This is a genomic window from Actinophytocola sediminis (genome assembly GCF_054779715.1).
Genome location: NZ_BAAGXS010000045.1, coordinates 52,947 through 63,177 on the forward strand (window position 1 = coordinate 52,947; position 10,231 = coordinate 63,177).

The 10,231-nt window shown below is 72.6% G+C and carries 11 protein-coding genes and 1 pseudogene; 6 read left to right on the top strand and 6 right to left on the bottom strand.

Annotation, left to right across the window (positions count from 1 at the left end; translation table 11 throughout):
• Positions 1-52: 52 nt before the first annotated feature.
• The 3 genes and pseudogenes from ACYVIP_RS26510 (at position 53) to ACYVIP_RS26520 (ending at position 2,859) form a co-directional block, all read left to right on the top strand.
• A complete protein-coding gene (locus ACYVIP_RS26510) occupies positions 53-1,591 on the top strand; it encodes a hypothetical protein (RefSeq protein WP_460401034.1) in 1,539 nt (512 codons plus the stop codon).
• Positions 1,592-1,842: 251 nt separating this feature from the next.
• Positions 1,843-2,145 (top strand): annotated as a pseudogene (locus ACYVIP_RS26515) (RNA polymerase sigma factor); the annotation flags it as partial.
• A gap of 117 nt (positions 2,146-2,262) precedes the next feature.
• A complete protein-coding gene (locus ACYVIP_RS26520; RefSeq protein WP_460401056.1) occupies positions 2,263-2,859 on the top strand; it encodes an RNA polymerase sigma factor in 597 nt (198 codons plus the stop codon).
• Here ACYVIP_RS26520 and trxA read toward each other — a convergent pair.
• The 4 genes from trxA to ACYVIP_RS26540 are packed head-to-tail and all read right to left on the bottom strand — an operon-like array spanning position 2,835 to position 5,405.
• Positions 2,835-3,188 (bottom strand): thioredoxin, encoded by a 354-nt coding sequence (gene trxA / locus ACYVIP_RS26525; RefSeq protein ID WP_460401036.1) that lies wholly within the window; start codon positions 3,186-3,188, stop codon positions 2,835-2,837. The two genes, ACYVIP_RS26520 and trxA, sit on opposite strands and share 25 nt — an antisense overlap.
• An 11-nt stretch (positions 3,189-3,199) precedes the next feature.
• Positions 3,200-3,589: a MerR family transcriptional regulator gene (locus ACYVIP_RS26530; RefSeq protein ID WP_460401038.1), complete on the bottom strand. Its 390-nt coding sequence runs from the start codon at positions 3,587-3,589 to the stop codon at positions 3,200-3,202.
• Between the two features lie 59 nt (positions 3,590-3,648).
• Positions 3,649-4,746, bottom strand: coding sequence for a sensor histidine kinase (locus ACYVIP_RS26535; protein WP_460401040.1), 1,098 nt, complete (start codon positions 4,744-4,746; stop codon positions 3,649-3,651).
• Positions 4,743-5,405: a response regulator transcription factor gene (locus tag ACYVIP_RS26540; RefSeq protein ID WP_460401042.1), complete on the bottom strand. Its 663-nt coding sequence runs from the start codon at positions 5,403-5,405 to the stop codon at positions 4,743-4,745. The genes ACYVIP_RS26535 and ACYVIP_RS26540 overlap by 4 nt, the downstream gene beginning before the upstream one ends.
• A 117-nt stretch (positions 5,406-5,522) precedes the next feature.
• Between ACYVIP_RS26540 and ACYVIP_RS26545 the strand changes: the two genes are divergently transcribed.
• From ACYVIP_RS26545 to ACYVIP_RS26555, 3 genes are read left to right on the top strand one after another with little or no spacing between them, the layout of a single operon-like run.
• Positions 5,523-6,470: an ATP-binding cassette domain-containing protein gene (locus ACYVIP_RS26545; protein ID WP_460401044.1), complete on the top strand. Its 948-nt coding sequence runs from the start codon at positions 5,523-5,525 to the stop codon at positions 6,468-6,470.
• The gene (locus ACYVIP_RS26550) at positions 6,467-7,942 is read left to right on the top strand and encodes an ABC transporter permease subunit (RefSeq protein ID WP_460401046.1); all 1,476 of its coding nucleotides are present in this window, start codon (positions 6,467-6,469) and stop codon (positions 7,940-7,942) included. Before ACYVIP_RS26545 ends, ACYVIP_RS26550 begins: the two co-directional genes overlap by 4 nt.
• Positions 7,939-8,685: an ABC transporter permease gene (locus tag ACYVIP_RS26555; protein WP_460401048.1), complete on the top strand. Its 747-nt coding sequence runs from the start codon at positions 7,939-7,941 to the stop codon at positions 8,683-8,685. Before ACYVIP_RS26550 ends, ACYVIP_RS26555 begins: the two co-directional genes overlap by 4 nt.
• 67 nt (positions 8,686-8,752) lie before the next feature.
• Here ACYVIP_RS26555 and ACYVIP_RS26560 read toward each other — a convergent pair whose 3' ends face one another.
• The gene (locus ACYVIP_RS26560; protein WP_460401050.1) at positions 8,753-9,463 is read right to left on the bottom strand and encodes a hypothetical protein; all 711 of its coding nucleotides are present in this window, start codon (positions 9,461-9,463) and stop codon (positions 8,753-8,755) included.
• A gap of 172 nt (positions 9,464-9,635) precedes the next feature.
• Positions 9,636-10,139 carry a hypothetical protein gene (locus ACYVIP_RS26565; protein WP_460401052.1) on the bottom strand — a complete coding sequence of 168 codons (504 nt, stop codon included), beginning with the start codon at positions 10,137-10,139 and terminating at the stop codon, positions 9,636-9,638.
• Positions 10,140-10,231: the final 92 nt, after the last annotated feature.

Below are 10,231 nucleotides of genomic sequence, written 5' to 3' on the forward strand. Positions count from 1 at the left end.
CGAGCTGGAGCGGGCGCGGCTGGTCGCCTAGATCGCCGGCGCGCTCGACGCGGTGGTCGTGGCCATCGACCTGCTCACCCCGCTGGTGCGGGAACACGGCCGCCACGAGCTGGCCGGCGACCTCGGCCGCAGCTGGCTGCTGGCCGGCCGGGCCAACGAGCGGCTCCACCGGCCGAGTCCGGCGCTGGCGGCCTACCGGTCGGCGCGGATCATGCTCGGCGCCGCCGTGGTGCGCGAGGGCCAGGCCGGGCTGGCCGACGACCTGGCGGCGGCCTACGACCGCGAGGCCGCGCTGGTGCGCGAGCACAAGAGCCCGAGGGCCGGCGCCGAGATCGCCGTCCGGGCGGTGGACCTGTGGCAGCGCATGGCCGACCTGGACGGGCCGGGCGACTGGACCGACCAGCTGGCCACCGCGCGGGAGCGGTTGGGCGCGGCGCTGCTGGCGGCCGGCGACACCGACGGCGCGCGGGAGCAGTTCGAGGAGGTGCTGCGCCTGCTGCCCGAGTCGGAGATCGGCGAGGCGCCCGGCCGCCGCGACCTCGCCGCGACCGCCCACCGCCAGCTCGGCGTGCTGGCGCGGCTGGCGGGCGAGCCGATCCGGGCCAGTGGCCATCACCAGCACGCGCTGCACCTGCTCGCCGACGCCGACGAGCCGGGCTTCACCCGGGTGCTCGTGCTGGAGAGCCTGAGCGGCGCGCTGGCCGACGCCGGGCACCTCGACGAGTCGGTGCAGGTGCTCCAGCAGTCCGCGACCGAGCTCGGCCTGCTCGTCCGGCGGGGCCTGCGCGGCGAGGAGGATCTGGCCGAGTGGCACCGGCGGCTGGCCAACGCGCTGCTGGACCTCGGGGACTTCAGCGCGGCCGTCGACGCCGCGCGCACCGGGCTCACCCACTACGGCAGGCTGATCACCGGCGGGCGCGCCGAGTTGGTCGAGCCGGCCGCGCGGCTGCGCGCGTCCTATGGCTACGCCCGCCACCGGTTGTCCGATGTGGACGCCGCAATCGCCGCGATCGGCGCCGCCAGAACGGTTCTGGCCGCCGACGACGTGGTGGCCGACGGGTTGGCCGCGGAGCTGGCGACCCTGCGTACGGTGGTCGAGCTCGCGCCTGCCGACCTGCCGGCCTGGTTCGCCGCCCAGCAGGAGGCGCTCACCTCGGCCGCGGCGCTGTCCAGGGCGGGGCGCACCCAGGAGTCGTCGCGGCGGGTGGAGGAGATCGTGGGCAGCCTGGGCTGGCTGATCCGCGCGCGGCCGACCGAGCAGGGGTACGCGATGTGCGGGCAGGCCGGGATCCATCTGGGAATGTCGGCGTTGCACGCCCGGCGCAACGGGGCCGCGCACCACGGGTTCGTGGTGGCCGTTGACTGCTACGCCGTGCTGGTGGACAACGGACTGCACCAGTACCTCGAGGACTGGGCGCGCGCCTATGTCGGCCTGGCGTCGCTGTTGACCGTCCTCGGCGACGACGAGGGCGCCGACGACGTGGTCACCGAGTTGCTGGCGAACCTGGCCGATGTCGACCGGGCGGCGGTACCGGAGTGGCGGGAACGGGCCGGCCGGGCCGTCGCGGAGATGCGTGTGACCCGCGGTTAGCACTCGGTCGCTCAAACGGAGTCACCCTATCGGGTCGGACTGTGCGGAATTCGTACAAAGAATTTGCCTCCGCACCGCGATATCAGCAGAGTATCGAGTGTGGCATTCGCGACAACGACGGCGACTGTGACTGAGCGATCAGGGCCATGCGTACGGTGACGGCGCACAGCGAGGACATCGACCCCGCCCCGGCGGAATACACGGCCTTCTACCGGGACACTGTGGAGCGCGCCTTCCGGGTCGCGTACCTGATGGCGCGTGGCGACCAGCGGGTGGCGCGGGAGGCGACCCAGCATGCCTACGAACGGCTGCTGCACCGCTGGGAGAGCCACGATCTGCTTGCCACCGAAGACAAGCTGCGAAACGTGACCTGTCTGGCGGTGCGCGCGGTCGCCGACCGGTACCCCGACCGGGACGAACGGCCGGCCGAGCAGGACCACCCCGGCTCGGCCAGGGAACTGATCGAACGGCTGCCGACAACCCGCCGCGCCGTGGCAATCCTGTGCTATCTGGAGAAATATCCGAAACAGGAGATCGCCGGTGTTCTGGACGTCACCGAATCGGAGATAATCGCCCATATCGATCAGCTCCGGGTAATGCTGCGGCGCTGGGAACGCGCCGAGGAGCGCACGCCACCGTTCGATGTGGAGGACGGATTGCGCGACGTTCTCATCCGGGCACGGGCGCGCACCGAATGGCGGCGACTGTCCGGCCGGGAACGACACACTGCGTGTCTGGTCGCCGCCCGACAGGGTGACCGGGCGGCGTTCACCGCGCTGGTGACAGAGCTGACGCCGCTGTTGTGGCATGTGGCGCGCGGCAACGGTCTGAGCCGGGCCGAGGCCGAGGACGTGACCCAGACGGTGTGGCTCGCGCTGTTGCGCAACGTCGACCGGCTCACCGACCCGCGCGCGCTGGCCGCCTGGCTGATCACCACCACCCGGCGCGAGGCCAACCACCTGCGCCGGCAGGCCGACCGCGCGCGGGTGGTCGAGCTCGGCGACGCCGGTGCCGACCTGCTGCCGGCGGCCGACCCGACCCCGGAGGACGAGGTGCTGCGCGACGACCGCGACCGGACACTGTGGACGGTGTTCAACCGGCTCAGCCCGCGCTGTCAGGAGATGCTGCGGCTGACCGTGCTCGCCGGCCGGGCGGAGTACCGGGTGGTCGCCGAGACGCTGCACATGCCGGTCGGCGGCATCGGCCCGACCCGTGGCCGGTGCCTCAAGACGTTGCGGGAGTACTACGAGGAGGAGCTGCGCCGCTGAGCCGTGCTGGCGAGCAACGCGTCGTCCAGCTCGGCGAGCAGACGCGTCCTGGGCCGGGCGCCGACGATGGTGTGGATCGGCCGGCCGTGGTGGAACAGGATCATCGTGGGCAGCGCGAGCACCTGGTGGTCCCGCGCGGTGGCCGGGTTCTCGTCGGCGTTGATCTTGCGCACGGCGAGCCGGTCGCCGTGGTCGCGCTCGATCTCGGCCAGGATCGGATCGAGCATCCGGCACGGCGGGCACCAGGTCGCCCAGAACTCGACCAGCACCGGCTGGTCGTGGCGGAGTACCTCGTCGGCGAAGGTGGCATCGGTGATCGGCGCTGGCATGGCTGGCTCCCTCAGGTTGGCACGACACAGGGATCGACGAAGCCGTCCCTGCGGGTGAGTGCGGCGGCGAGCTTGCCGGCGAGCTCGGCGCGCGCGGCGCCGAGGTGTGCCAGGCAGGCGTCGACCTCGGCGAGCTTGCGCCGGTAGACCTCGATCGAGTCGCCGCAGGAGTCGCCGGTGTCGTGGCCGGCACGCAGACACTCGACGAACGGTCTGGTGTCGGCCAGGCTCAGGCCGACGGTGCGCAGGGTCTGGATCTCCCTGACCAGGCGCAGGTGTTCGTCGCCGTAGTCGCGGTAGCCGTTGGCGCTGCGCCCCGCCGGCAGCAGACCCTGTGCCTCGTAGAACCGCAACGCCCTGGTGGTGGTGCCGGCACGCTTGGCGAGCTCCCCGATTCGCATGCTGTCGAGGGTAGACATTGACGCGCGCGTCAAGGCAAACACAACCGCGCGGGCCGCGGTCACCGCTGGTCGGGCGCGAACCGCACGGTGATGGCCAGGCCGCCTTCCCTGCGCGCGGTGGTGGTGAGGGTGGCCTGGTGTGCCCTGGCGACGGCGTCCACGATGGCGAGGCCGAGACCGTCGCCGTCGCGGTTTCCTCGCCGGTCCGGCAGTCGTTGGAACGGCTGGCGAAGTCGCGGCAGCTGGTCGTCGGGGATGACCGGTCCGCTGTTGGTGACCGTCAGGATCGCCGCCGTGCCGGCGGTCCCGGTGCTGATCGCCACGTGCCCGTCCGGATGGTTGTGGCGCACGGCGTTGTCGACGAGGTTGGCGACGAGGCTGTCGAGCAGCCGCCGGTCCCCGGCCGTCGCCGCCGGCGCGAGGTGCTCGGTGAGCGCGACGCCGCGCCGGGCGGCCTGGTCCCGGCGGGACGCGAGCACGTCGGCGACGACCTGCGCGAGGTCGACGCTGTCCCGGTGGGTGATGCCGCGCTCGCTGGTGGCCAGCGCGAGCAGCGCCCGCACGAGCCGCTCCTGGTGACCGCCGAGCGCGAGGGCCTCCTGGCAGGTCGCGCGCAGGGTGTCGGCGTCGGCGTGCGGATCGGCGAGCGCCACTTCCAGCAGGGTCCGCAGGCCGGCCAGCGGGGTGCGGAGCTCGTGGGAGGCGTTGGCGACGAAGTGGCGTTGGGCGTCGAAGGAGGCTTCCAGCCGGGCGAAGAGGTCGTCGAGGATGGCGCCCAAGGCGGTCAGCTCGTCGGTTGGTTCGCCGAGGTCGAGGCGCTGGTGGAGGTTTCCGGCGGAGATCGCGGTGGCGGTGGCGGTGATGTCGCGCAGGGGTCGCAGGAAGCGGCCGGCGACGAACCAGCCAAGCGCCCAGGCGACGGGGATGAGCAGGACGAGGGCGACCGCGGCGCCGGCCAGGAGCTGGTGTGGGCCGATCCCCTGCCCGGTGCCGGTGATCGTGGGCGACGCCGGGCTGTCGGCCGGCGCGGTCGACTGGAGGCCGGCCAGCGGGAGGGTGACGACGGCGAGCACCGCGAACCCGGCGAGGAAGATGCCCGTCGCGTAGAAGAGGGTGAGCCGGGCCTGCAGTGACCGCCGGGTGAGCCGGCCGGTCATGGCGGGCCGATCCGGTAGCCGCCCTCGCGGATGGTCACGATCACCGGCGGGTCGCCGAGCTTGCCGCGCAGCCGGTGCATGGTGTGCTTGACCGCTGAGCTGAACGGGTCGGCCGCCTCGTCCCAGACTCGTTCGAGCAGTTCCTCGGCGGACAGCACCAGGCCCGGTGCGGCGAGCAGACATTCGAGCAGCGCGAACTCCTTGGGGCTGAGCTCCAGGCGCCTGCCGGCGCGCGACGCGGTCCGGCGAGCCGGGTCGAGGGTGATGTCCGCGCAGGACAGGGTGGGCGGCAGCGGTGGGGCGGCCCGGCGGGCCAGTGCCCGGACGCGGGCGACCAGTTCGGCGAAGGCGAACGGTTTGGGCAGGTAGTCGTCGGCGCCGAGGCTCAGCCCGGCGACCCGGTCCTCGATGGTGTCGGCCGCGGTCAGCATCAGCAGGCGGGTGCCGGCGCGGTCGTCGGCCATCCGCCGGCAGATGTCGTCGCCGCTGACGCCGGGCAGGTCCCGGTCCAGGACGACCACGTCGTAGCGGGTGAGCGCCAGCCGGTCCAGGGCGTCGATCCCGTCCAGCACGACGTCGACGGCCATCCCCTCGCGGCGCAACCCGGTGCCGATGGCGCGGGCGAGCACCTCGAAGTCCTCGACCACCAGGACTCTCACCGGGGGTCACCGCTGGTTCGACTGGGCACGGGCGCCACGATGCCAGGTGGTGGGTTCCAACCAGGTCGCAGCCGCCGCCACCGGGCTGGAACCGGGTGCTGGCTAGAACTTCCCCGCATGAGACCACACCGAACCAGCGACCAGGGAGTCGTCGTCGCCGGGCTGCGCAAGCGGTACGGGCAGACCCAGGCCCTCGACGGCATGTCCTTCACCGTCCGGCCGGGGCTGGTGACCGGCTTCGTCGGGCCGAACGGGGCCGGGAAGTCCACCACGATGCGGGTGATCCTCGGGCTGGCCGCGGTCGACGCGGGCACCGCGCTGGTCGGCGGGCAGCCCTATCACCGCCTTCGGCGTCCGCTCAGCCACGTGGGCGCGCTGTTGGACGCGACCGCGCCGCATCCCGGCCGCACCGGCCGCGACCACCTGCTGTGGCTGGCGCATGCCCAGGGTCTTGGCGCGGGGCGGGTGGACCAGGTGCTCGACCAGGTCGGTCTGCGTTCGGCGGCGCGGCGCACCGCGGGCGGGTACTCGCTGGGGATGCGGCAGCGGCTCGGGATCGCCGCGGCCCTGCTCGGCGATCCGCCGATCGTCCTGCTCGACGAGCCGTTCAACGGTATGGACCCCGAGGGCATCGTCTGGATGCGCGGCTTCCTGCGGTCGCTGGCCGAGCGGGGGCGCGCCGTGCTGGTGTCCAGTCACCTGATGGGCGAGGTGCAGGGCACGGCCGATCATCTCGTCGTGGTCGGGCGCGGCCGGGTCGTCGCCGACGCCGGAGTGGCCGAACTGATCGCGGCCGCGTCCGGGAGCCGGGTGGTCGTGCGCACCACCGCGCCACCGGCCGCGATGACGGTGCTCACGCGCGCCGGCGCCGCGGTGGCGGCAACCGGGCGGGACACGGTCACCGTCACCGGGCTGCCGGCCGAGCGCGTCGTGGTGGCGCTCACCGGGAGCGCGGTCCCGTTCGCCGAGGTGTCCGCGCACCGCGCCACGTTGGAGGAGGCCTACCTGGAGCTCACTCGCGGCGCGGTCGAGTTCCGGGCCGCGTCAGGGGAGGTGTCCCGGTGACCCGCTTTCCCCAGGTGCTGCACGCGGAGTGGACCAAGTTCCGCACGCTCCGGGCGCTGGTGGCCGGCATGGTGGCCGTGGCGCTGACGGTGGTGCTGGTCGCGCTGCTCGCCGGGATCAGCAGCGACCAGCGGGGCGGGCCGGCCGTGCCGATCGGGCCGGGCGGGGAGCCGGTCGCCGACAGCTTCTACTTCGTCCACCAGCCGCTGGCCGGGGACGGCAGCGTCACCGTCGCCGTGTCCGCGCTCGACAGCCGCGTCCCGATCGGGCCGGATGAGCCGCGGCCGGGCCGGGTGCCGTGGGCGAAGGCCGGGCTGATCATCAAGGACGGCACCCGTCCGGGGTCGCCCTACGCGGCGATAATGGTGACCGGCGGTCACGGCGTGCGGATGCAGGACAGCTACGTCAACGACACCGGTCTCCCGGACTCCGCCGGGGCTGCCCGCTGGCTGCGGCTGGACCGCGCGGGCGACGCGGTCACCGGGTACGCCTCGGTCGACGGCGCACGCTGGACCAGGGTGGGCACCGTTCACCTGGCCGGGCTCGGGGCGACCCCGCAGGTCGGGCTGTTCGTCGCCTCGCCGCCGGCCGTGCGGGGTATGGGCACCGCCGGCAGCGTGTCCACAGCCGTGTTCGAGGACCTCGGTGTCCGTGCTGGCTGGCGCGGTGGCGACTGGACCGGGGACCAGGTGGGCGGCGAGGCCGCCACCTTCGCCGGCTATCCGGGGCACACGTCGGGTTCGGTCACGGCGGTCGACGGCCGCTTCACCGTGACCGGCGCGGGCGACCTGGCGCCCGCGGTCCGCGACACCCTGCCGACCGGCGGCACCCTGCGCGACCTGCTCACCGGCACGTTCGCCGCGCTGATCGTGGTGATCGTCGTCGGGGCGCTGTTCGTCACCGCCGAGTACCGGGAGAACCTGATCCACCTCACCCTGGCCGCCAGTCCTCGGCGCGGCCAGGTGCTGGCGGCCAAGGCCATCGTGCTCGGCACGGTCACCTTCGCCGCCGGGTTGGCGGGGGCGGTGGTCGCGGCGCCGCTTGGCGAATGGCTTGCCGTGGCCAACGGCGTGCCGCTGTTTCCGGTGTCGCCGGCGACCGGGCTCCGGGTGGCGTTCGGGACCGCCGCGCTGCTCGCGACCGCCGCGATCCTGGCGCTCGCCGTCGGCAGCGTGGTCCGGCGCGGTGCCGGGGCGGTCGCCACCGTCATCGTGGCCATCGTGTTGCCCTATCTGCTGATCGCCAACCCGTTCCTGCCAGCGGGGGTGGCGGACTGGCTGGCCAGGGTGACGCCGGCCGCGGCCTTCGCCGTCCAGCAGACGCTGGTGCCCTACCACCAGGTCACCAGCGTGTACACGCCGTACAACGGCTATTTCCCGTTGACGCCGGTGGCCGGGTACGCGGTCCTGGCCGGCTACGCGGTCGTGAGCCTGGCCGTGGCGGCATATCTACTCCGCAGGCGGGACGCGTGAGGCCGGCGGTGCACGCGGAGTGGACGAAGCTGCGCACCGTCGCCGGCCCCCGGTGGCTGCTGGCCGGCGTCGTCGGGCTGACCGTCGCCGTGGGGGTCGCGGTGACCTCGATGATGACCTGCGCCGGGTGTGGCGAGGACACCACCAGGCTCAGCCTCACCGGTGTCTACCTCGGCCAGGCATTGGTCGCCGTGCTGGCCGTGCAGGTCATCGGCGGCGAGTACGGCGGGGGCCTGATCCGGGTGACCCTGGCGGCCCTGCCCCGCCGGATCGTCGTCCTCACGGCCAAAGCCGTTGTCCTCACCGGGGTCGTGGCCACGGCCGGGGCCATCGCGGTGCTCGGGTCGCTGTTGGCTGGGCGGCTCATCCTGTCCGGCCACGGCTGTCCGGCCCTGTCCATGGCCGACGGGCCGACGCTGCGCGCGGCCGTCGGGTCGGTCTGCTATCTCGTGCTGATCGCGTTGCTCGGCCTCGGCGTGGCGACCGTCGTGCGGGACTCCGCGACCAGCATCGGGGTGGTTCTCGGCCTGCTCTACCTGATCCCCATCCTCGCGCAGGTGATCGGCAGCCCGTTCTGGCAACGCCTGCTCGAGCGGATCGGGCCGATGAGCGCCGGGCTCGCCGTGCAGGCGACCACCGACCTGTCCGGAAACCCCTGGCTCGGGCTCGGCGTGACCGCGGGCTGGGCCGCCGCGGCGCTGCTGGCCGGCGGCCTGCTGCTGCGCCGGCGCGACGTCTGGTAGGCCGACACGACTGAGGGGCGGGCCCGTACGGGCCCGCCCCTCAGTCGTGTTCTCGTTTAGCTGATCGTCACGCCTGGTGGTCGGCGCGACCGCGGCGACGGACGACGACCATCAGCACGACACCACCGGCCAGCAGCACGGCGCCGATGCCCAGCGGGATCGCGATGCTCGCACCGGTCTCGGCCAGCGCGGCCTCCTCGACCTCGACGGAGGTCGTCGGGGCCTCGGTGGAAGCCGGCGGCGGGACCTCCTCGGGGGTGGTGGAGGGAGCCGGCTCTTCCGGGGTCTCGGACGGCACGGTCGGCTCCTCGGGCGGAGTCGACGGCTGCGCGCAGGCCTCGATGGTCAGGCCCTCGGTGAAGGAGAAGCCCTTGCTGGCGTCCGGGTCATCCCAGGCGACAACCTTGATCTCGGCGGTGTGCTCGGCGGCCGGGTCCAGCTTGTCGAAGGTCTGCTCGAAGCCCTTGCCGAACTCCTCCTCGGCAACGACGGCACCGTCGATGGAGACGGCGACCGTGTTGGCTTCCTTGTCGTTGTACTGCGTCAGCTCAACCTTCACCCATGAGCCGTCCTCGGCGCAGTCCGAGGAGAACTTCGGAGTGTGCGCGCTGGCCGTGCCGGCCATCCCGATGAGCGCGGCGGCAGCGACGACGCTGACGCCGAAAGCCCCGACAGCTGCGCCGAACCGGCGGCGCGAGGTCGAGTTGTGTGCCATTAATGCCTCCGGCTGGAAGATGTTGTGAACCCCATGTTGTGGATCGCTGGCGACGATCAACAACCACGATGGGGTGACAGAGTATCCACTCAGCGAAAACAGCTTTCACCGGGTCACCCACTAGGCCAGCCGAAGATCACCCATACGTGTGAATTCGTACCAAACGGCCGGGCACGGCCCGTGCGCTGGGGGTGAGCGCTGGGGTCCGTGACCGGCCGTTGGTGGGCCAGTCCGCCTACCTGGAAGGCGACTGACCAGGTCGGAGGTTGGTGATCCCCCGCTGCTCCGGGGCGCCGGCGCTGCGGGCATCAGTGGGGTATTCGACGTGTTGACCGGTCATGCGCTGGCCCGTCATCCGCTGACCCGCCGCGTGTTGGCCCGTGGCCTGGGTCTGCACCGGTTGGGCGACCGTCGGCTGGTGGGCCTGTTGCTCCTCCCTGCGGAGCTTTTCGGCGAGTTCGTCCCGCTCGTCGGCGGCGGACTTCGCGTCACGTCGGGCTTCCTTGTAGCGGGCGCGGTTCTCCCGGCCACGCCGGCCGGCTCGCATGATCATCGAGAGGCCGAGCATGAACAGCAGCGAAAGCACGATGCCGGCGAGGAACGCCTGCATGTGGTTCACATCCGCGATGTCCCACCCGAACAGGGAGACGGTCTCCTTAGCACCGCCGCTGTTGAAGGCGATCAACAACGCCGCTGCGGCGCCGCTGATCACCACCAGCAATAAGCCGAGGATCAGCATGGCTCCTGCACCTCCAAGTTCAGCACTCCGTAACCCCCGAGTACCCACCCACCCACCCCTAAACCCCCACCCCCCTCACCCACCCCCTCACC